The following is a 22,117-nucleotide window of genomic DNA, read 5'->3' on the forward strand; positions in this document are numbered from 1 at the left end:
TATGAAATTTAAATGTATGGCTAATCTTCATATAGAGGATTAGCCTTTTTACTTTTATAGTTCTAAAGAAAGTGAAGTACAAATAACACGGGATGGAAATGTCTATGTTACTTGCATTTTATTTATATAAATTAATTTTTTATTTACATTAAAAGTTATCTTTAGAGGGGGCAATGACACTTTCAGCTGTATATATTAGCTCTTGGTTGAGTTCATTAGATGGTTCATTTTTATTTGATTTTGAATTGCTTACATAACCTTGGAAAAACCATTCAATAGGGCAATTTAATGCTTCAGCAATATCCACTAAATGATTAATTGGAATTTTGTTAATACCATTTTCATAACGAGATATTTGCTGTTGACTTAAATTTAATTTATCAGCTAAATTCGCACCTGATAGACCGAGCTCTTTTCTCCGGTTTTTATTTTTATACCAATTATAGTATGAATTTCCATATGACATCCTCAATTTATATGAAAAGTTGTTATTTAATGCACTTAATTCAAATTACGTTTCATAGTATATTAAAAAATAAATAGATTTAAAAGTTTTAATGAACATAATTATGATGAAAATCGCTATTTTTAGTTTGGTTATTTGCAATAAGATAGCATTACTTTTAATGTGGTTATTGTTGTTGAATAAGTAAAAATATCTATCGTTACTATTTTTCATAGCGAAAAATATAAATTTTAAATTTCCTTTATAGTTATTTTGTTTTATTTTTCTTTAAAATCAAATTATTGCATCCTTGTTGTTGTGATAAAATTATCAGGAAGCAAAGTTAATATATCGTTACGGCATGTTAACTTTTTGTTTTTTTACTTAATTTTCACTTAAAGTATTTAGTTATTAAAATTAAAGGTAAAAAATAAATCAATGATATTTATGACATATTAATTTAATTGATATTAACTCAATGCTTAAATCATCTTAAATGATTACTCTGTTAATGGAACATCTTCATCAGACATATTATGCCACGACCTAGATTTTATTATTGAGATATTGTGCACTTTATTATATATATTTTTCCTCGCGCTAAACAAATTTTTACAAGCGTGATAAGGCATAAATGTGGGTACTCAAGTATACTGTATAAAACCTATTGGCACTTTCATTACCAAATTAGTGAGGTCCACAATGAAATTGTATATTTATGACCACTGCCCATTTTGTGTTAGAGCTAGAATGATTTTTGGTTTAAAAAAGTTAGCAGTAGAGCAAATCGTTTTATTCGATGATGACATAGAAACGCCAACAAAAATGATAGGTCGAAAAATGTTACCTATCTTACAAAAAGACGATGGAAGTTATTTACCTGAAAGCTTAGATATTGTTCATTATGTAGATAGCATTAATGAACCTAAATATGCAGGAGGAAACATAACCCCTGAAGTAGAGGCTTGGTCTAAAGCGGTTTCTGCTGTGGTATATAAGCTTGTGACACCACGTTTTACACAAACTGATTTCCCTGAAATTAGTACAGCAGAAGCGAGGGCGGCATATATCGCTAGAACATCAAAATCTTATGGTGACTTAAACGAGTTTAAAAAAGAAACTCATACGTTGCTAGTTGAATTAGAGCCCCAATTGTCTTTATTAGATGAGTGGTTAGAAACACGTGGTGAAGACATTGATATTAATGATTTTATTATTTTTCCAACCTTACGTAGTTTGAGTATAGTTGAGCACTTATCGTTTAGCACAAATATTCGGGATTATATGGAGCGAATTGCAAAAACCTCGAATATTAATTTGCTATTTGATCAGGCGAAATAGCCTATTTGGCTGCCAGTTCAGTGGGTTATGGCAAACGTATACCGCCTCTAAAAGAGGCGGTTGTACAGGATAATTCATTAATGGACGTAGTCACGTAGTGTATAAACTAATTTGTAATGACCTTGAATTAATACTAGCTGGTTGTTGTTTAATGAAATAACTGCGCCATCAGACAGTACTCGATTTATCATTGAATCCCATTTAGATAAATCTTCATCAACACATTCGAGTTCAGTTTTACTTAAGTTTTTTACGGTGATTTTTGCGTTTTTGATATTGCCAAATCCGTTAAAATCATTACACATTGATGCAGAAACAAACATTTTCTCGCCAAAAGCAAGGAAAGGTGCAGTTTGCTTGCTACTAATCGTCTTTCCATTCACTTCAGTTAAAATAAAACGATGATGCATCAATTTATTTTCAAGTGCTTGGTCATCATTACGCGCATTGACTTGATGAGTTTGGCATGCTGCTAGCAATAAACCCAAAATAGTAAGTGGAATTAGGCGTTTCATGGTTCCCGATCCAACTATGCGTTAACAATATTAGGGCAATTTTCCCCACGACTAATCTGACGGATATTATTAAGCGTAGTTTGATTGATACTTGTTAATGCTTCTTCCGTTAAAAACGCTTGATGCCCGGTAAACAACACATTGTGACAAGAAGAAAGTCGACGAAAAACATCATCTTGAATTACATCATTAGATTTATCCTCGAAAAATAAATCACGTTCATTTTCATATACATCCATACCTAAAGCGCCAATTTTCTGTAATTTTAGTGCATTGATTGCTGCAACAGAATCGACTAATGCGCCTCGGCTTGTATTGATGATCATGACCCCATTTTTCATCTTCTTGAATGCATTTTCATCGAGTAGGTGATGATTCTCAGGTGTTAATGGGCAATGAAGAGAAATAATATCTGATTGTTCATATAAAGTATCCAAGTCAACGTATTCAGCACCCATATCTAAAACAGCTTGGTTCGGGTATGGGTCGTGTGCGAGTAGGCGCATTCCAAATCCCTTTAAAATACGTAGCGTCGCTTGGCCAATTTTTCCGGTACCAATAATTCCAGCAGTGCGGTTATGCATATTAAAACCTGTTAATCCTTCGAGAGAAAAATTTGCATCTCGAGTACGTTGGTATGCTCGATGGATCCTACGGTTAAGGCACAGCATCATACCAACAGTATGTTCGGCAACGGCTTCAGGAGAATAAGCGGGAACACGGACAACTTGAATACCTAATTCTTTAGCAGCTTGTAAATCAACATTGTTAAAACCAGCGCAACGTAAAGCTAAAATTCGAATATTGAGTGCGGCAAGTTCTTCTAAAACAGCACGATTAGCTTCGTCGTTAACGAAAATACAGATAGCATCTGCACCAACAGCATTTTTAGCTGTCTGAACGGTCAATGGAAAATCAAAATATTCAATACTAAAATTAAATCCAGAATTTTGATTAACTTGTTCCATGTGCTTGCGGTCATACTGTTTGGTACTATAAGAGACAATTTTCATCATGAAGACTCCAATTTTTAGGAACCAATTAGAAAAGAGTAGGTAAAAAGGTGTACCTACAAAATATAAACTCAGAATAAGACAATTAAGTTTGTAAATCACCTATAAATTAAGAAAATAGGTATCTGTTTACGATTGAATGTGGTTTATCTTTGTTAGTATCGTGTTTAATGAGGAAATTTTGTTGAAATTTATCACTTGCGCTATAGAACAATTCAAACAAGGGATGTAGTAATGCAGTTAATGAAAAGAGCATCCAGAATATTACTCTGCTTTTTGGGTGGAAGCATTGCTCTCTTAATACTTTTATGGATAACGATATCCCATTGGGCTCCAGTTGTTGCATCACACTATCTTCCTAAGCCATTTAAACTGTCGTTTTCAGAACCAAGAATTAGTCATGGCCAGTTGGATATAGCAAATATCAGTATAACAGCAAATAATTGCACATTAGTTCAGTTGAATAGCACAAGACTTTCTATCTTTCCCTTACACGCTATTGTGGATGACCTTGATGTTAAAACTGAATGTTTGAGTGCTCTTGAGCCAACGAATGAAATGGATAATGAGCCGATTAATATTGCAGAACTTATCGATAATATTCCGGTTTTTTCATTAGTTATCAATAATACCAACATACAGCCATGGAGTGATTACCAAGGCAGTATTTGGTTGCGTAAAAATCAGGTTAACCCTCTAGAGTTTGATTTTAGGGGCGGCAATTTAAGGTTGTCATCTTTAATTAATACGGAACACCAATTAGTCATTCAAAATTTTTTAGCATTTCTACCAGAACAAAAGCAAACAATAGAATTATTTGGTGATGTGCAGCTCCCCTTAATGGCAAATCAGCTTCCAGAAAAAGGGGAGTTGAATGCTTATTTTAAGTTAATCAATCCAGAAAAATTCTTACAAGCTAAATTCAGTTGGTTGAATGACCAAGGTGTCTTTAGCGTCATGGATACAGACACAAAGGAAGAATTGCTTTATTTACCATGGTCACTATCGCCTTCTCAAATACAAATAGCGCAAGGTAAGTGGCAATGGAAAGAAGCAGATATCCCTTTACAAGGCGGTATCAGCTTTCAAGTTGATAACTGGGATAATACATTAAGTGAAATGGTATTTTCTGGGCGTATTAATATGCTCACACAAGCAAAGAAAGGGAAAGCCAATATTGTCTTAGCTGTGCCATCTACTCAGATAAATTTACTCAATGCTGATATTAATTTTAGGTTACATGGCCAAGTTAAATATGATGATATGGTGCTGGATATTAATTTGCCTGCAAAGGTTTCAGGCCAGTTAGCTGCCCCCAAAATTTCTTTTTTATCCAGTTCATTATTAAGAGCTTATGGCCGTCTTTCGGAAACACTGGTTCTTAATGAAGCTAGATTACCACTTGCAGGAACATCGTTAGGAAAAGAGGGTATTTCAGGACGTTTACAAGCTATTCTAAAAATTAAAGAGCAATATTGGGGGAGTTTTGATATTCATTTGGATGGCAAAGCTAATAAATTTACCTTAGATAAGGGAAAATGGTTTTGGAATTATTGGGGAAATGCCAATTTGCCCTCATTATCAGCTAATTGGGATATTAAGGGTAATGGGAGTTGGCAGGACACTTTAATCACATTAAATAGCTTAAATACAGGGTTTGACCAAATACAATATGGGCTTTTATCGATGAGGGCTCCACGTTTACAGCTAAGTAAACCATTGATTTGGCAACGTGATCAGAATAAAGCCAGTTTTAATGGAAAATTACAGCTTACCAGTGAACGGATGCAATTCGGCACTGAAAGTTATCTGCCAAGGATCACATTAAACGCAGATCTTAGGGGAAAATCTCCTGCTGAGTTTCAACTTAAAGGCGATTTAAGTACTAAAGATGTCGGGCCAATAGTCATCTTTGGGCGCTGGGACGGTGAAAGATTAAGAGGGGAAGCTCGTTGGCCTGAACAGTCGGTCACAGCTTTTCAAACGTTAATTCCTGCTGACCTTGGAATTGAATTAAAACAAGGCAAATTATTTTCTCAAGCCGCTTTTTCAATAACACCGGAAGAGGGTTTTATTGCTGGAGGACATTGGCGTGTCGAGAATACTAGCCTTTGGTTAAAAGATGGCGAATTATCAGGATTAGATTTTGTTTTACCGTGGCGTTTAAAACAAAGTACCTGGACTTTGGGGGGGAAAGCACCCGTTGAGTTGCGTATTAAACAGCTTAATAATTTATTTGAATTAACGGATATTAAAGCCGACCTCTCTGGCTCTTATCCGCCAACGGAAAATTCGCCATTAAAACTGACTAATGTAGGTTTTAAAACATTAGGAGGTGAAATATCGATGGGTTTACTGCGCTGGCCACAAATTCAAGCCTCTACGATAAAATTAAAGCAGATTGAACTTAGCCAGTTATTTACCATACTAAAAGTGTCGCAATTTGCTGTCTCCGGTAAAGTTAATGGTGAATTACCTTTTTATTTAAACAATCCAGAATGGATAGTTAAAGATGGATGGTTAGAAAATAGTGGGCCATTAACGTTACGGTTAGATACCCAATTTGTTGATTCTATCCGAGAGGATAATATATCTGCGGGTTCGGCCATGGGTTGGTTACAATATTTGGAAATAAAACGCAGCCGTACAGATGTTAATGTCACAAACTTAGGGCTGTTAAAGATGACAACAATCCTTGAAGGGTATAACACGCAAGAAAAGAAAAAACGCGAAGTTCATTTGCATTATCAACATGAAGAAAATATCTTTCAATTATGGCGTAGTTTACGATTTGGTAGCTCTTTAGAAGAGTGGTTGGAAAAAAATTTATAATGAGCATAAGAATGAACGTGAAAATATTAAAATTTACTACAGCTATATCGATTGTGTTGTTGTTATCAGCTTGTTTGCGAGTTGAGGTCGCAACACCGGATAAACCCATCAATATTAATATGAATGTAAAAATTGAACATGAAATCCAAATAAAAGCGGATAGGCAAGTAGAAGAATTATTGAAAGAAAATAGTGATTTGTTCGGTGAGGTAAACCCAAAATGAATCGAATAATCAAAGTATTTGCCCTGTGTTCGTTATTGACTGCCTTTCAGGCTATAGCAATAACGGTTGATGAGGCCAAAGAAACAGGTCTATTAGGGGAAACGTTATCGGGGTATTTAGCTCCAATTAATACGAGTAATCCAGAGGCTGCTAAACTAGCGGCACAAATTAACCAAGAACGGGAAAAAAGATACAGCGAAATTGCTGCAAAAAATAACCTAAAAACAAATGATGTCGCAAGGATAGCAGGACAAAAACTTGTAGAACGGGCTAATCCTGGGGAGTTTGTGCGTGGAATTAATGGTCAATGGTTACAAAAGAAATAAAAAGCGCACTCAGAAAGTGCGCAAGATATAGCAATGGTAGCTTTGGGTTTTAACAATACCTTGCTTAAAAGGATATATTTTAAGCAATAATGGTATTTATATGGCTCTGTGCTTGTTGATGTGCCCTTTCGACTGACTCTTGGCCTAACGACGTGCCTTCAGCAAAAACGAACTCAACGTCGGTAATACCAATGAAATTTAGAAATAGTGTTAAATAAGGCACCATGGTATCTGTTGGTGTGTCTTTATAAATACCGCCTCGGCTCGTTAATACATATGCGCGCTTGTCTTTTAATAAGCCAACAGAACCTTGTTCTGTATATTTAAACGTGTGCCCTGAGCGAGCGATAAAGTCGAAATAGTGTTTTAAATGAGAAGAAATCGTAAAGTTATACATCGGGGCTGCAATAACAATCACATCGTGAGCTTTAATTTCTTCAATCAATGCATTTGACAGGTCCAAATGTGCTTGTTGTTGTTCTGTTTTCGTGTCACTTGGACCAAAAGCTGCTAAAATTTCACCGTCAATCGCTGGAATTGGCTCTTTGACTAAATCTCGTACAGTTACTGTATCTGCTGAGTGTTTTTCCTGCCATTGTTGAATAAAGTAATCTGCCATTTTATTGCTTTGTGAATAGTCAGCCAGAATACTTGATTTCAATAGTAATACTTTACTCATGTGTTCCTCTATTTTTTAGGTAAAACTTTATTGGTAATAATACGTGATGTGTAACTGATTGATAGGAAAAATATTAGATAGCTTTCTTCAAAAAAATTGATGGTATTTTTATGTGATAACAACAATTAAAAATAAAAGCGAAATTTAGCCCTCACAAATTGCGAAGCTGATTGGCTATCGTGTATTGAAATTTATTAAAGATAAGGATTCAACAGGTGAAATCCATACTGACAGCATTAACCGCTGATATTGGACAAACTTCATTACGTGACCAATGGTTACTGAAAAAAAGAGTGCAAGGTATTGCAAAGATCCAGAACGAAAAATCGCGCTCTGCGGTACTTGATGCTATCAAAATAGATATTGAAAAGGCAAAGCAAAAGGTTGAAATTAAAAGATTAAATGCGCCTAAAATTGTGTATCCGGATAATTTACCGGTTAGCCAGAAGAAAGATGTCATTTTAGATGCCATTAAAAAACATCAAGTTGTTATTATTGCTGGTGAAACTGGGTCAGGTAAAACAACGCAAATCCCCAAAATTTGCCTTGAACTTGGCAGAGGGGTTCTAGGATTTATTGGTCACACTCAACCAAGACGTTTAGCCGCGCGCTCAGTTGCGTCACGCTTAGCTCAAGAACTTGAATGTGAACTAGGTACAAATGTTGGTTATAAAGTACGCTTTAGTGACCAAGTGAGTGAAACAACGCAAGTCAAATTGATGACTGATGGTATCTTGCTTGCAGAACTACAAAATGACAAACTGCTGCTGCAATATGACACAATTATTATCGATGAGGCTCACGAAAGAAGCCTGAATATCGACTTTATTTTAGGTTATTTACGTCAATTATTACCAAAACGTCCTGATTTAAAAGTTATTATTACATCAGCAACCATTGACCCTGAGCGTTTTTCGAAGCACTTTAGTCATGCCCCAATTGTTGAAGTGTCTGGGCGTACCTATCCTGTTGAAGTTCGTTATCGTCCTATCATGGGAGACCAGAACGATAGTGACCGTGACCAAATTGATGGGATAATTGATGCGGTAAATGAACTATCGGTTGAAGGTAATGGCGATATATTGATTTTTATGAGTGGTGAGCGGGAAATTCGTGATACCGCCGATGCGTTATCAAAACTTTCTTTACGCCACACTGAAATCTTACCTCTTTTCGCAAGGCTCTCGAATAGTGAGCAAAATCGTATCTTCCATCCTCATGGGGGACGGCGGATCATTCTTGCAACAAACGTAGCAGAAACATCATTAACTGTACCGGGTATAAAATATGTCATTGATACCGGTTATGCACGAATCAGTCGTTATAGTTACCGTACCAAAGTACAACGTCTTCCTGTTGAAGCCATTTCTCAAGCTTCAGCTAACCAACGTAAGGGGCGCTGTGGCCGTGTTTCTGACGGGATTTGTATTCGTTTATACTCAGAAGGTGACTTCTTATCACGCCCAGAGTTCACGGACCCTGAAATTTTACGGACGAATTTAGCGTCAGTTATATTACAAATGACTTCTATTGGTCTTGGTGATATTTCTGCATTTCCATTTGTGGAGGCTCCAGATAAACGTAATATCCAAGATGGTGTGAAATTACTGGAGGAGCTAGGTGCCATTAAGTCCCATAAACAGGCGGATAAAGGGTATCAACTAACGGATATAGGCAGGCAGTTAGCCCAGCTTCCTGTTGACCCAAGACTTGCTCGTATGGTGATTGAAGCACGTAAACACGGGGCAGTACGTGAAACAATGGTGATTGTTTCTGCATTATCAATTCAAGACCCTAGGGAGAGACCGTTAGACAAACAGCAAGCTGCCGATGAAAAACATCGTCGTTTCCATGATAAGCAATCAGATTTCTTAGCTTTTTTAAATCTTTGGGATTACTTAAAAGAACAACAAACACAGCTTTCTAACGCTCAATTTAGAAAAATGTGTCGCCAAGATTTTCTTAATTACTTGCGTATTCGGGAATGGCAAGATTTGTATACCCAATTGAGGCAAGTGGTAAAAGAGCAAGGTTTTGCCATTAATAGTGCGGAGGCTGATTTTCGGAGCATTCACGTTTCGTTATTGGCTGGGCTGCTTTCACATATTGGACAAAAAGATGCAGATAAACACGAGTTTACTGGGGCTAGAAATGCACGTTTTACTATTTTTCCTGGGTCGGGTTTATTTAAAAAACCACCGAAATGGGCAATGGTTGCGGAACTTGTTGAAACGTCGAAATTATGGGGAAGAATTGCCGCATCAATCGATGTTGAGTGGGTTGAACCCTTAGCAGAACATTTAACTAAACATAGTTATAGTGAGCCTCATTGGTCTAAATCTGAAGGCGCGGTAATGGCGTCAGAAAAAGTGACTTTATATGGGCTACCCATTGTTGCATCAAGGCAGGTTAATTATGGGAATATTGACCCGTTATTATGCCGTGAATTATTTATTCGTCATGCATTGGTTGAAGGGGATTGGGTCACACGCCACGCATTCTTTAAAGAAAATCTGAAATTATTATCTGAAGTCGAAGATTTGGAGCATAAATCACGTCGGCGTGACATTTTAGTTGATGATGAAACGTTATTTGCATTTTATGACCAACGGATCCCGAATGATGTGATTTCCTCTCGTCATTTTGATAATTGGTGGAAAAAGGCATCTAAGCAACAATCTGACTTGTTAAGCTTTGAAAAAAGTATGCTGATCAAGGAGGATGCGAGTAATGTTTCGGCTCTTGATTACCCAAACTATTGGTATCAAGGGGATTTGAAATTTCGGTTGAGTTATCAATTTGAGCCAGGAACTGATGCAGATGGAGTGACTGTCCATGTACCACTTGCGATATTGAATCAGGTTCAGAATATTGGCTTTGATTGGCAAGTTCCGGGACTGCGTCATGAGTTAATCGTTGCTTTAATTAAATCATTACCTAAACCAATTAGGCGAAATTTTGTTCCTGCACCTAACTATGCTTCTGCATTTTTAGAACGAGTCCCTGAGCCTGAGGGGAGTGTATTGGATAAACTTGAACGTGAATTACGCCGTATGACAGGTGTCACTGTTGAACGTGAATCATGGCAATTAGAGCAACTTCCCGCTCATTTAAAAATGACATATCGTGTTGTAGGCGACAAAAATAAAACCGTTGCGGAAGGGCAAAATCTTGATGAGCTAAAAAATAGCCTAAAAGAAAAAGTGCAAGAAACGTTGTCTGAAGTTGTAGATGACGGTATTGAGCAACATGGGTTACATATTTGGAGTTTTGGTGAATTACCTCAACGCTATGAGCAAAAGAGAGGCGGATATTCCGTTAAAGCTTATCCTGCATTAGTCGATGAAAGAAATAGTGTTGGTATCAAGGTGTTTGAAACAGAATTAGAACAGCAGCAAGCAATGTGGGCTGGGGTGCGTCGATTATTACTGTTAAATATTCCATCGCCAATTAAGTATTTACATGAAAAACTACCCAATAAATCAAAATTGGGTTTGTACTTTAACCCCTATGGCAAGGTATTGGAGTTAATAGATGATTGTATTGCTTGTGGTGTCGACCAAATAATCTCTGATTTTGGTGGCGCGGTATGGAATGAAGAACAGTTTGAAAAACTGAAAGAGCTTGCACGGGCAGAATTAAATGATGTGGTTGTTAATATTGCTAAGCAAGTTGAACAAATATTAACGGCGGTGTTTGCAATCAATAAACGTCTAAAAGGGCGGGTTGATTTTTCGATGGCAATAGCGTTATCGGATATAAAAACACAAATGTCGAACTTAGTGTTTAAAGGTTTTGTGACTACTCATGGTTGGAAACGCTTACCTGATATTCTTCGTTATTTAAATGGAATAGAGCGGCGATTAGAAAAACTAGCTATTGATCCTAACCGAGATCGTGCACAACTGAGTAAAGTAGAGCATGTTCAGAATATGTGGCAGCAATGGTTAGTAAAATTATCTCCAGTTCAGAGAAATATGCCAGAAGTCCAAGAAATTCGCTGGATGATTGAAGAACTGAGAGTCAGTCTGTTTGCCCAGCAGCTTGGAACGCCATATCCAATTTCGGATAAGCGAATTATGCAGGCGATGGAACAGTTATCTCAACAACTGTAAGCCTTATTTTGACTAATTAGCGCTTCACGTATTCTGTATGTGAAGCGCTTTTCATTTTTAGTTGGCCTTAATTATTTAGTTACAACATACTAATGAATGATAAAAATATAAGCAGCGAAGCTCATACAACAGAAATTTTAACCAGCAAAGGAGAGGGGAAATTGTAAAGGAGGGTGAAAATTGTGAAGGAAATTACGACTAGAAAATTATGGAGTGATTTAGTAATCAAAAAAACAGGATGTTGCAGTAAATGAAGGCTTAAATTTATGGGTTAAAATTAAGCCCTCGTTTCTAAAACTAGGCAACCAAATAATAGAGCGCTGGGATAGCGCCGATAGCAATGGCATATGCCATGATTTTTTCAATCGCTTTTAATGGCATTTGGTTGGTTTGCTGCTGGCGAGCATAGAAAAATACCAAAATACCAGGGGCATATAAAACGACGGATAATAGTAAATTGATTAACCCTGATGCATAAAGCAACCATAGACCATAAAGACTGGCAATAGCTCCAACGGCAAGTAATGCCTTATTATGACGTTCAAAAGCTACTTTTACTAAAAATGCACCAACAAGGAAATAGGGGACTAAAATCATTTCAGAGGCAATGGTAAGCAATGTATTGTAATTACTCCCACTAAGCCAAATAAGAACTAAAGATAGCTGTACTGCACCATTAGTGAGCCATAAAGAAGATGATGGGGCATCATTCTTATTTAATTTATTGAATATTTTAGGAAATGATTGGTATTGGGCTGCAATATAAGGTACTTCAGCGGCCATAATAGTCCAACTTAGGTAAGCTCCACAAACAGAAATAATTAGGCCCGCTGCAATAATAATATCACCACTCGAACCAATTAAACTTATCATGAGTGGGGCCATGGATGGATTTTTTATTTCTGCAAGTTCAGCTCTAGGCATAATACCTAAAGAAAGTAAGGTCACTAGAATATAGATAATTAAAGCAGAACTTACAGCGAAAATTGTTGCTAAGCCAACATCGCGGCGGTTTTTCGCTCGTGCAGAGACGACAACGGCACCTTCGATACCAATAAATACCCATAGTGTAATCAGCATGGTATCTTTGACTTGCTCCCAAACAGGAACGCCAAATTCGATACCACTGAAATCTGCATTGAAAATATCAAGTTTAAACGCAAAAAAAGCCAATACAATAAATAAGCCAAGAGGAACCAGTTTTGCCATTGTAGCAAGTTTATTAATCCCAGCGGCTGTTTGTACTCCACGAAGAACTAAATAGTGAACAAACCAGAGGAGTATTGATTCTCCGACTAGGGCTTGCCATGTATTCCCATCACCAAAAATAATGTTGTCAGGAGTATCTGTAAAAAAACTGATTGCTGCGAATACGATAACAAGATAAGACACATTGGCAACTACCGCACATAGCCAATAACCCCACGCCGAGCAAAAACCAATTAATTCCCCGAAGCCGACTTTGGCGTAAGTAAATATCCCACCGTCAAGGTCAGGTCGTATGCGAGAAAGCAACAATAAGGCAAATGCTAAAAAAAGGATGCCCACACCAGTAATTGACCAACCGATTATTAATGCGAGAGGGCTAGCCACTTCAGCCATATTTTGAGGGAGACTAAAAACACCAGCGCCAACCATTGAGCTAAGAACTAGCGCAGTTAGTGCGGTAAGACTCAAAGTATTTTTCAAAGTAAATCCTGAACGTTCAGAAATCAAAAGTTAAAATGACGTTAAAGTGCCATTACAATAATGAGTTTAACTAGTAGCCATTAAAAAAGCAGATGGAATGACTGCATGTTTTCAGAGTGTGGATTCTACGAACGAAATGACAGATATGCAATGGTAATGTATGCATTTTTTAAGATGTTTTATGCACTTTTTCAAAAGAGTGAGGATGAATAGAGTCAAAGACGAGATATAACCTAAAGTGAGAGTCTAAAAATAAAAAAAAACCAGCCGAGTAGGCTGGTTTTAACATCACATAAATTAGGACTATTTAAACAAGTCAGCACTGATAGTGACACTGCCACCATTAGATTGCCATTCTCTTGTAATATGAAAATATTTAGCCCCTTTCGCTTCCGCACGTTTTGCTATTTGGTAACGTACTTCAGGCGTATTGGTGTAATATCCAGAGAATGTAATAGAGTCAAATGGGACCATTTGTGCAGCTGCTGTTTTGTTGACCTCTTCGATAACATAACCACTTGGCAGAGTCACACTAGTACGACCCGGTTGACTGCTAGAGGTTTCAAAGAAGCGTCCGACTGCGGTTGTTGGTTCTTCAGAAGATGCAACACCAGGAATGCGAACTTTTTTAGCCGCTTCACCGCCCTCTGCTAACAGAGCACGACCAGCGTCAGAATCGGCAGGAACCACTGCGTCTTCATTAAGAACTTGTCGTTTCGGTGCATCTTTCTTATAGATATAAGCAGTTGCTAATGTATTTCCACCATCATTCATTGCGATATTACGAACCACATAGAACGAGGCAGCATTTTTCTCAAGTGCTTTTTTGGCGATAGCCTCATATAGGTCTGGTTGAGAAGGGTAAAAACCGCTTACAGTAACAGTATCAAAAGGCTCATATTCTGTTGCGTCAGTTTTTGACATTTCCTCAACACCACCGAATACACGACGTTTTGGTGTATCAACTTGTGGTGCATCTTTTGCGTAGACATCAGCAACAACACGCATGTTGCCGCTATCACCTACATCATCAAGGCTTTGAATGTAAAAGGCATATGCCCCCATTTTATCAGCCCTACGGGAGACTGCATCGGATGCTTCATAAATAGCATTAAAGCGCCCGGTGACTGTTATACGCTCATAAGGTTTTAATTCAGTAGCCTGTTTTGGCGTCAATTCAACAGCCGCCTGAGTAGCAGTTATACTAGTTAATGATAACACCGCGGCTGCGATGACCGTAGTTTTCAGCTTCATACAAAATCCTTCCGCCTTGCGCAATTTATTATAAACATGCTGAATCTTAGTTGTATCACATGTACGTGATTATTACACGTAACGGAACCTGTTGTCTCATGATTTTATTTTTATGAGAAATAAATAATTATTGACTAGTTAAATTTACCAGATTTTTTAAAGTATCCAGTATTTTATTGACCTAAAACTAAGATTTTCACTGCGAATTCCATTTACTGTCTAAGAATCGTGATCAATTATGGATCAAGAAGCTTATTTTCAGTAGGTTATTAGAACATTAAAAATCTGTTTAGGCACAAAATAAGACTTTTCTCTGTGATGACAGTCATTATTTTAGCAAACACTCTATTAACAACATTACGTTAGGCATTAAAAAGGGAACATTATGCGTATTGGTATACCAAGAGAACGACTTGCCAATGAAGCGCGTGTTGCAGCTACACCATCTACAGTAACTCAACTTCTTAAGTTAGGTTTTTCTGTCTGTGTAGAACAAAATGCGGGTCATTTAGCCAGTTTTGACGATGTAGCATACGAACAAGCGGGGGCGGAAATCGTTGATCGTGATACTGCATTTGCTGCGGATATCGTTTTTAAAGTCAACGCGCCACTGGATGATGAAATTCCTCTATTAAAAGAAGGAGCGACTCTGGTGAGTTTCATTTGGCCAGCACAGAATGCTGAGCTAATGGAAGCTTTAAAAGCTAGGAAAATTAACGTGATGGCGATGGATGCGGTACCACGCATTTCACGTGCTCAATCACTTGATGCGCTTAGCTCAATGGCGAATATTGCCGGCTACCGTGCAATTGTTGAAGCTGCTCACGAATTTGGTCGTTTCTTTACGGGGCAAATTACGGCCGCAGGTAAAGTTCCTCCAGCGAAAGTCATGATCATCGGGGCTGGGGTTGCAGGCCTTGCTGCGATTGGCGCTGCTGGTAGTTTAGGTGCCATTGTGCGTGCCTTTGACACTCGTCCTGAGGTGAAAGAGCAAGTTCAGAGTATGGGGGCTGAATTCCTTGAATTAGATTTCAAAGAAGAGGCCGGTAGTGGCGATGGCTACGCCAAAGTAATGTCAGAAGCATTTATTAAAGCTGAGATGGAACTGTTCGCTGCACAAGCGAAAGAAGTCGATATCATTGTAACTACGGCACTGATTCCAGGTAAGCCTGCACCTAAATTGATTACCAAGGAAATGGTTGAATCAATGAAGCCGGGAAGTGTGATTGTAGACTTAGCGGCGCAAACTGGGGGGAACTGTGAGTTAACCCAAGCTGACAAGCTGGTTGTGACTGACAATGGCGTAAAAATCATTGGTTATACCGACTTACCAAGCCGTTTACCAACACAATCATCGCAGTTATATGGAACAAACCTCGTTAACTTGATGAAGTTATTGTGCAAAGAGAAAAATGGTGAAATAGACATTGATTTTGAAGATCTGGTAATTCGTGGGGTCACAGTGATTAAACAAGGTGAAATCACTTGGCCAGCGCCCCCAATTCAGGTATCTGCTCAGCCGCAGGCGAAACCGCAAGCGGTGGAAAAAGTTAAAGCGCCTGAGAAAAAGATGTCACCGACGGTAAAATATGGCTTGATGGCATTAGCTATCATCTTGTTTGGTTGGTTTGCTAATTCAGCACCAAAAGAGTTTTTATCGCACTTTACTGTATTTGCTTTAGCTTGTGTGGTTGGTTATTACGTGGTGTGGAATGTGACTCATGCATTGCATACACCGTTAATGTCAGTCACTAACGCTATTTCAGGGATCATCGTCGTGGGCGCCTTGCTCCAGATTGGCAGCGGTGGCTGGGTAAGTTTCTTATCCTTTATCGCCATATTGATCGCGAGTATCAATATTTTCGGTGGGTTCACTGTAACTCAACGCATGTTAAAAATGTTTCGTAAAGGGTAAGGGGTAACTTATGTTGTCGAGTGGAATTGTGACAGCAGCTTACATAGTTGCTGCTATCCTATTTATTTTCAGCCTTGCGGGGCTATCCCGTCATGAAAGTTCCCAACGTGGGAATACTTATGGCATTATCGGGATGGCTATCGCCTTGATAGCCACTATTTTAGGTCCTCACAGTGCTAATGTGGGCTGGATGATCGTTGCGATGGTCATTGGTGCTGTCATTGGTATTCGCTTAGCGAAAAAAGTTGAAATGACAGAAATGCCTGAGCTGGTGGCTATTTTACATAGTTTCGTCGGTTTAGCTGCAGTGCTGGTTGGTTTTAACAGCTTTATCGCCAGTGAAGGGCATGCTGATGTTGTGATGGAAAACATTCACTTAACTGAAGTTTTCTTAGGGATCTTCATTGGTGCAGTTACCTTCACTGGTTCAGTAGTCGCTTATGGTAAATTATCAGGGAAAATGTCATCAAAACCGATGATGTTACCTAATCGCCATAAACTGAATTTAGCGGCGTTAGTGGTTTCATTTATTCTGTTAGTGATTTTTGTTAAAACAGAAAGTGTCGGCTTGCAAGTCTTCTTGATGCTAATTATGACCGCGATAGCTTTAGCTTTTGGCTGGCATTTAGTCGCTTCAATTGGTGGAGCGGATATGCCAGTGGTGGTTTCAATGCTGAATTCGTATTCAGGTTGGGCTGCTGCAGCGGCAGGTTTTATGTTAAGTAATGACTTGCTGATTGTCACAGGGGCATTGGTCGGTTCTTCAGGTGCGATTCTGTCCTATATTATGTGTAAGGCGATGAACCGTTCGTTTATCAGTGTTATTGCAGGAGGCTTCGGTACAGATGGCTCTTCAACAGGCACAGAAGAAGAAATGGGTGAGTATCGCGAAAGCACCGCAGAGGAAGTCGCTGAAATGTTGAAAAACTCAACATCAGTAATTATCACTCCGGGGTATGGTATGGCGGTAGCACAAGCACAATATCCTGTTGCGGATATCACCACTAAATTACGTGAACGTGGTATTAATGTGCGTTTTGGTATTCACCCTGTAGCTGGGCGTTTACCTGGCCATATGAACGTATTATTAGCCGAAGCTAAAGTACCTTATGATATCGTATTGGAAATGGATGAAATTAATGATGATTTCTCTGATACCGATACCGTTCTTGTTATTGGTGCTAACGATACGGTTAACCCAGCGGCTCAAGAAGATCCAAACAGCCCAATTGCAGGTATGCCAGTTCTTGAAGTTTGGAAAGCAAGCAATGTTATTGTATTTAAACGTTCAATGAATACTGGCTATGCTGGGGTACAAAACCCATTATTCTTCAAAGAAAATACACAGATGTTGTTTGGTGATGCAAAAGATAGCGTTGATGCAATCTTACGCGCATTGTAATTTAATGAATTACTAATTCATTTCAAAATAATTAGCAAAGTAAATAAGAAGGGGTGATTGGTTAATTCCAGTCACCCCTTCTTGATATTTGAGAGCTAAATCAGTTTATGTGATGCAGTCTTATAAACGCATCATTTGAAGCAAAATCGAGCGCAATTGGTTAGCCCTCGAGCAAAGGTAAACACTAATAAAAATGCTAGTGTAGATATAGTCAGCATGCTCATCATGAGAACTCCGCCATTGAAATGGTCCATGACGTATCCTCCTACTAGACTGCCAATAGTAATTAGAATTAAAAACATAAAGGTAATAAGGGCGGAACCTTTCTCGGTTAACTCTGGAACATGAACGTGCATCCACATATTGATTGTTGCAGGAACCATACCCGCAGCGATCCCCCATGAAGAAACAAATATGATACTGGTCGCCCAATTAAAATCTAAAACAGATAATGCGAGAAAAGCTAAGGCTAATAAAAGAGCACTAATCGCGAAATTATAACGAACATTATATTTTCCAACATAACCCGCCAGTATATTGCCAACTACGCTGGCCACTCCAAAAAAGAGCAATAATGCTGAAATTTGTCCTTCGATAAAACCTGCAGTTTGTTTAAAGAACACCGTAAAATAATTATACGCAGAGAAATGTGCTAAAAAAATCAGTGTGAATATAATTAATCCTTTACGCGCAATAGGGTGCGAAGGCATCAATAACAATTCCTTCCATTGCATAGACGAAGAAGGTTTTAATGATGGTAAAGAGAAATACTGCATTAAAAACGCGACAGCACCTGCAATAACCAGCGCAATATAAGGCATTCTCCAACCATAATTATCAGATAACCAAGCGCCTAGAGGTACTCCGAGCACGGTGACTAATGTGACGGCCGAAAAGAATATTGTTACGGATGTGGTAATTGACATATTTTTAGGTGCTAGACGTATTACTAAGCCTGCTGCTACTCCCCAAAAACCCCCTAGTGCAATTCCTAATGCGAATCGACCTAATAAAACTAAACTAAAATTAGACGCGAAAGCCGTAATTGCATTAGCTAATATCATGAGAGCAACTAAGAAAAGTAAGACTTGGCGTCTATCGATATTTTTGGCATAAATGGGGACAAATAGGGAGGATGCCATACCTGCGATAGATGTGACAGTGACTGTAAGCCCTGCGGTACCTGTTGATATTTGAAAATCATAAGCGATGTTATTTAGCACGCTAATGGCTAAAAACTCACCAGTAACAATAATGAAGCAAGCAAAAGTTGCAGATAATAGTGAAAGCCAGTTACCATTGTGCGAAGAAATATGAGTTGTTGTCATGCGCTTTCCATGAAAGTTAAGTAGTTTACAAAAAAGAATGATTTTATAGTGACCGCTATAAAATCATGGCGCTATTGTTTATGTGAATTTAGACGTTGTCAATTATTTTTATAATGATCACTATAAAATAGTTGTGGTATAGTGAATTGACTGCGAGTAAAGTGAGAATATGAATCAAATAAAACGCGGGCGGCCTAAAGGCTTTGACCAACAAGATGCACTAGCTAAAGCCATGCTATTGTTTTGGCGAAATGGCTATGTTGCAACCTCAATTAGCGATTTAACTCAAGAGCTAGGTATCACAGCGCCTAGCCTTTACTGTGCTTTTGGTGATAAAGCATCGTTGTTTAATCAATGTATTGATTATTATTTGATGAATGAAGCTTGTCCTATTTTGTCTATTGTAAAGCAAGCCAAAACAGCGAAAATTGCAATTGAATTGCTGATGTATGAAAGCGCTAAAAGGCTAATTCAGCCAAATAAGCCTGCAGGTTGTATGCTGATTACAGCGACAATGAATGGGTCAAAGCAAATCGAAGATGTGCAATTAAACGTCCAAGAAAAACGGAAAAGTTATCAGGAAATTCTACTGGCGCGTATGCGTAAAGGCATTGATGATGGTGATGTTGCTCCAGATGCGCCGATTGAAGCTATCGTTGATTTTTATATAACGGTAATTGATGGTTTTACCATACAAGCTTGTGATGGAATTGATCTTGAAAGACTTAATCAAGTCATTTTTAATGCTATGCAAGCTTGGCCGATACTTAGTCAAAGTTCAGTTCAGCAATAACTTAGCCATGATTAAATTAAGCCCCAATAACATAAATATTATTGGGGCTTAATAAGTTTTAGATGATTAGCTAATCATCATCAGCAGGGTTGATAGGACAAACAAAACCGTCAGGTTTAATCGCTAATAAATCACATTTTAGCTTATCGATGACATGCTCCGCGGTATTCCCCAAAAAAGCCGCTGAAATGCCTGTGCGGCCTAAAATACCCAGTACCACAACCCCAGCGTGCAATTCTTCACACATATCTGGAATAATTTTTTCAGGTAAGCCTTCACGGACATGGGTATATTTTTCATCAATCCCAAATTTTTGCCGCAACTCTTTCATCGCAATTAAATGTTGGCCGCGTAGTGCGTTGTTATATAGGCTCGGGTCGAAATCAGGTAACTCTATGGCAATATTCATAGGAGCAACAGGATATGCACTCACTAAATGGATTTCCTGTTCCTTAATAATGCGAGTTGCTAAATCTTTTGTTTTTTCGACCAATTTGATATTGAGGTCATCGTGATAAGATTCCTCATTTGATAAGTTAACGGCGACAACCACTGAACCGTGATCAGGCCATACTTTGTCTTTTACCATCCAAACGGGAGCAGGGCATTTTCGGAGTAAATGCCAGTCTAGTGGGGTAAAAATAATCGACTCAAAATTATCGGTTTGATGCGCCATTTTCAGTAACAGGTCATGTTCACCATTTATTACTTCCTGAATAATGGCCTCATATGGCTTGTTATGCCAAATAACTTTAATTTCAATATCAATGCCCGCTTCAAGATAGAAATGAGCTTGTTGTTTGATCCACGCTGCTTTTTGGCTTATTACACCTTTGCGCATGGCATTACGTTCTTCAGGAGAAAGTAAGGTTGTCATGTCATAGGAAAGGTCGTAGATAGGCAAAAACGCTTTTATCCGTCCACCATTACGCTGCACGATGTAGACAGCACGTCTTAATGCAGGTTGATCATCCTGATTTGGGTCAATTGCAACTAGCAGGTTTTTATAGTTTGCCATATTGAAATCCTCTCGATACACGGATATTTCCATATAGATAAACTATGATATTGAGATTAAATAGGCAAGAAATCTGGAGAAAAAAATGAAAACGGATCACTGATAACGTGATCCGTTTAGGGATATTAGCATGTAATTGCTGAAACTTTACCAGCGATATCAGTCAGTTTAGCCATATCCTCGATAGTGATGTACTTACCTTTAACACTTAGCATGCCACTTTTCTGGAAACGTCCTAAAAGGCGACTAATGGTTTCAACTGTTAAGCCAAGATAATTACCGATATCTCCACGAGTCATGGTTAATCTAAATTCTCTTGGTGAAAAACCACGTTCCGCAAAGCGGTGAGAGAGGTTAAGAATAAATGCAGCTAAACGCTCTTCCGCATTTTTCTTAGATAATAAAAGGATCATTTCTTGATCACCTTTAATTTCACCGCTCATTAAACGCATAATTTGCTGACGTAAATTAGGCATTTTGCCTGATAAGTCGTCTAAGGTTTCAAAAGGTATTTCACAAACCATTGAGGTTTCAAGTGCTTGTGCAAAACTTGGGTGCTGTGTATGAATGATAGCATCAAAGCCAACAAGGTCTCCTGCTAAGTGAAAACCAGTAATTTGCTCATCGCCTTCTTCGGTTATTGTATAGCTTTTTATTGTACCTGAGCGGATGGCATATAATGAACGCAATTCATCGCCTGCTTTAAATAAAGCTTGGCCTTTTTGAATTGGTTTTTTGCGTTCGATGATATTATCAAGTTGATCCAGTTCATGTTCATTCAGCGTAAAAGGAATGCAAAGTTGGCTAATACTGCAATCCTGACAATGAATAGCACAACCACCAGACTGGATGCGACGAACAACTCTTTTTTCTGGGATCATATTTAAGGCTCAATCAAGTTAAAATTATTGATATGAGTCAATTTTAACATAAGATAATGCAACTAGTAAGTAGTAATGTATGACAGAATCGACTTAATAAACAAAAAAGCCAATCAGAAGGCATGTGAGAAATTAGTGAATTTAGATATTCATGCTAAATTAAAGAAGATTACTAAGTATATAATTTGATATAGATTAAATTTTAGCCTCTAAACGATAAAAAGATGACTTACATCATCATAGTAGTTACTACTCTAAACTGTCGTAATTAAGCACGAAATATTAAACTAATTAGCATTAATTTAACACAAAAATAAATTTAGGAATATCAATTTTTCAAATTAACC

At 38.0% G+C, this 22,117-nt stretch carries 17 protein-coding genes; 8 read left to right on the forward strand and 9 right to left on the reverse strand.

Annotation, left to right across the window (positions count from 1 at the left end):
- Positions 1-148: 148 nt before the first annotated feature.
- The gene (locus tag M1F25_RS10725; RefSeq protein WP_318839872.1) at positions 149-466 is read right to left on the reverse strand and encodes a helix-turn-helix transcriptional regulator; all 318 of its coding nucleotides are present in this window, start codon (positions 464-466) and stop codon (positions 149-151) included.
- 681 nt (positions 467-1,147) lie between these two features.
- On the opposite strand from M1F25_RS10725, the gene grxB reads away from it, so the two are divergent.
- Positions 1,148-1,786, forward strand: a complete 639-nt coding sequence (gene grxB / locus M1F25_RS10730) for a glutaredoxin 2 (RefSeq protein WP_181489664.1) — start codon at positions 1,148-1,150, stop codon at positions 1,784-1,786.
- A gap of 77 nt (positions 1,787-1,863) precedes the next feature.
- On the opposite strand, the gene M1F25_RS10735 is transcribed toward grxB, so the two are convergent.
- Entirely contained in the window at positions 1,864-2,301 is a 438-nt protein-coding gene (locus M1F25_RS10735; RefSeq protein ID WP_004254875.1) for an META domain-containing protein, read from the reverse strand.
- A 14-nt stretch (positions 2,302-2,315) separates the two neighbouring features.
- Positions 2,316-3,314 (reverse strand): 2-hydroxyacid dehydrogenase, encoded by a 999-nt coding sequence (locus M1F25_RS10740; RefSeq protein ID WP_036958125.1) that lies wholly within the window; start codon positions 3,312-3,314, stop codon positions 2,316-2,318.
- 234 nt (positions 3,315-3,548) lie between these two features.
- Here M1F25_RS10740 and M1F25_RS10745 point away from each other — a divergent pair, with 234 nt between their 5' ends.
- Genes M1F25_RS10745 through M1F25_RS10755 form a run of 3 tightly spaced genes read left to right on the forward strand, consistent with a single transcriptional unit; the run spans position 3,549 to position 6,696 of the window.
- On the forward strand, positions 3,549-6,146 hold the full coding sequence (locus M1F25_RS10745) for a YdbH family protein (RefSeq protein WP_232368746.1): 2,598 nt from the start codon (positions 3,549-3,551) through the stop codon (positions 6,144-6,146).
- Positions 6,147-6,157: 11 nt separating this feature from the next.
- Positions 6,158-6,370, forward strand: a complete 213-nt coding sequence (locus M1F25_RS10750; protein ID WP_050763751.1) for a YnbE family lipoprotein — start codon at positions 6,158-6,160, stop codon at positions 6,368-6,370.
- Positions 6,367-6,696, forward strand: coding sequence for a YdbL family protein (locus M1F25_RS10755; RefSeq protein WP_112307036.1), 330 nt, complete (start codon positions 6,367-6,369; stop codon positions 6,694-6,696). Before M1F25_RS10750 ends, M1F25_RS10755 begins: the two co-directional genes overlap by 4 nt.
- Positions 6,697-6,775: 79 nt before the next feature.
- On the opposite strand, the gene M1F25_RS10760 is transcribed toward M1F25_RS10755, so the two are convergent.
- Positions 6,776-7,375 carry an FMN-dependent NADH-azoreductase gene (locus M1F25_RS10760; RefSeq protein WP_140172448.1) on the reverse strand — a complete coding sequence of 200 codons (600 nt, stop codon included), beginning with the start codon at positions 7,373-7,375 and terminating at the stop codon, positions 6,776-6,778.
- Positions 7,376-7,590: 215 nt separating this feature from the next.
- Here M1F25_RS10760 and hrpA point away from each other — a divergent pair, with 215 nt between their 5' ends.
- The gene (hrpA, locus tag M1F25_RS10765) at positions 7,591-11,490 is read left to right on the forward strand and encodes an ATP-dependent RNA helicase HrpA (RefSeq protein WP_181489665.1); all 3,900 of its coding nucleotides are present in this window, start codon (positions 7,591-7,593) and stop codon (positions 11,488-11,490) included.
- Positions 11,491-11,787: 297 nt separating this feature from the next.
- Here hrpA and M1F25_RS10770 read toward each other — a convergent pair whose 3' ends face one another.
- Positions 11,788-13,128, reverse strand: coding sequence for a basic amino acid/polyamine antiporter (locus M1F25_RS10770; protein ID WP_004254844.1), 1,341 nt, complete (start codon positions 13,126-13,128; stop codon positions 11,788-11,790).
- A gap of 354 nt (positions 13,129-13,482) precedes the next feature.
- Positions 13,483-14,433 (reverse strand): DUF1471 family protein YdgH, encoded by a 951-nt coding sequence (gene ydgH / locus M1F25_RS10775; protein ID WP_004254841.1) that lies wholly within the window; start codon positions 14,431-14,433, stop codon positions 13,483-13,485.
- Between the two features lie 385 nt (positions 14,434-14,818).
- On the opposite strand from ydgH, the gene pntA reads away from it, so the two are divergent.
- Complete coding sequence (gene pntA, locus M1F25_RS10780) at positions 14,819-16,348, forward strand: Re/Si-specific NAD(P)(+) transhydrogenase subunit alpha (protein ID WP_004254837.1); 1,530 nt, start codon at positions 14,819-14,821, stop codon at positions 16,346-16,348.
- Positions 16,349-16,361: 13 nt separating this feature from the next.
- Positions 16,362-17,750 (forward strand): Re/Si-specific NAD(P)(+) transhydrogenase subunit beta, encoded by a 1,389-nt coding sequence (gene pntB / locus M1F25_RS10785; protein WP_094960629.1) that lies wholly within the window; start codon positions 16,362-16,364, stop codon positions 17,748-17,750.
- A gap of 131 nt (positions 17,751-17,881) precedes the next feature.
- Here the strand turns inward: pntB and M1F25_RS10790 are convergent, their stop codons facing one another.
- Positions 17,882-19,078 carry an MFS transporter gene (locus M1F25_RS10790; RefSeq protein WP_094960612.1) on the reverse strand — a complete coding sequence of 399 codons (1,197 nt, stop codon included), beginning with the start codon at positions 19,076-19,078 and terminating at the stop codon, positions 17,882-17,884.
- A gap of 169 nt (positions 19,079-19,247) precedes the next feature.
- On the opposite strand from M1F25_RS10790, the gene M1F25_RS10795 reads away from it, so the two are divergent.
- Positions 19,248-19,871: a TetR/AcrR family transcriptional regulator gene (locus M1F25_RS10795; protein WP_004254827.1), complete on the forward strand. Its 624-nt coding sequence runs from the start codon at positions 19,248-19,250 to the stop codon at positions 19,869-19,871.
- A 70-nt stretch (positions 19,872-19,941) separates the two neighbouring features.
- On the opposite strand, the gene uspE is transcribed toward M1F25_RS10795, so the two are convergent.
- Entirely contained in the window at positions 19,942-20,889 is a 948-nt protein-coding gene (uspE, locus tag M1F25_RS10800) for a universal stress protein UspE (protein WP_036957775.1), read from the reverse strand.
- A gap of 125 nt (positions 20,890-21,014) precedes the next feature.
- Positions 21,015-21,770, reverse strand: a complete 756-nt coding sequence (locus M1F25_RS10805) for an FNR family transcription factor (RefSeq protein ID WP_004254821.1) — start codon at positions 21,768-21,770, stop codon at positions 21,015-21,017.
- Positions 21,771-22,117 lie beyond the last annotated feature (347 nt).

Source organism: Providencia sp. PROV109, assembly GCF_033681625.1.
In the GTDB taxonomy this organism is placed as follows: Bacteria; Pseudomonadota; Gammaproteobacteria; order Enterobacterales; family Enterobacteriaceae; genus Providencia; species Providencia hangzhouensis.

Bases quoted from the DNA above. Each gene is read 5' to 3' on its own strand.
- M1F25_RS10725 (WP_318839872.1), bottom strand. From the start codon at position 466: ATGTCATATGGAAATTCATACTATAATTGGTATAAAAATAAAAACCGG.
- grxB (WP_181489664.1), top strand. From the start codon at position 1,148: ATGAAATTGTATATTTATGACCACTGCCCATTTTGTGTTAGAGCTAGA.
- M1F25_RS10735 (WP_004254875.1), bottom strand. From the start codon at position 2,301: ATGAAACGCCTAATTCCACTTACTATTTTGGGTTTATTGCTAGCAGCA.
- M1F25_RS10740 (WP_036958125.1), bottom strand. From the start codon at position 3,314: ATGAAAATTGTCTCTTATAGTACCAAACAGTATGACCGCAAGCACATG.
- M1F25_RS10745 (WP_232368746.1), top strand. From the start codon at position 3,549: ATGCAGTTAATGAAAAGAGCATCCAGAATATTACTCTGCTTTTTGGGT.
- M1F25_RS10750 (WP_050763751.1), top strand. From the start codon at position 6,158: ATGAACGTGAAAATATTAAAATTTACTACAGCTATATCGATTGTGTTG.
- M1F25_RS10755 (WP_112307036.1), top strand. From the start codon at position 6,367: ATGAATCGAATAATCAAAGTATTTGCCCTGTGTTCGTTATTGACTGCC.
- M1F25_RS10760 (WP_140172448.1), bottom strand. From the start codon at position 7,375: ATGAGTAAAGTATTACTATTGAAATCAAGTATTCTGGCTGACTATTCA.
- M1F25_RS10770 (WP_004254844.1), bottom strand. From the start codon at position 13,128: ATGGTTGGCGCTGGTGTTTTTAGTCTCCCTCAAAATATGGCTGAAGTG.
- ydgH (WP_004254841.1), bottom strand. From the start codon at position 14,433: ATGAAGCTGAAAACTACGGTCATCGCAGCCGCGGTGTTATCATTAACT.
- pntA (WP_004254837.1), top strand. From the start codon at position 14,819: ATGCGTATTGGTATACCAAGAGAACGACTTGCCAATGAAGCGCGTGTT.
- M1F25_RS10790 (WP_094960612.1), bottom strand. From the start codon at position 19,078: ATGACAACAACTCATATTTCTTCGCACAATGGTAACTGGCTTTCACTA.
- M1F25_RS10795 (WP_004254827.1), top strand. From the start codon at position 19,248: ATGAATCAAATAAAACGCGGGCGGCCTAAAGGCTTTGACCAACAAGAT.
- uspE (WP_036957775.1), bottom strand. From the start codon at position 20,889: ATGGCAAACTATAAAAACCTGCTAGTTGCAATTGACCCAAATCAGGAT.
- M1F25_RS10805 (WP_004254821.1), bottom strand. From the start codon at position 21,770: ATGATCCCAGAAAAAAGAGTTGTTCGTCGCATCCAGTCTGGTGGTTGT.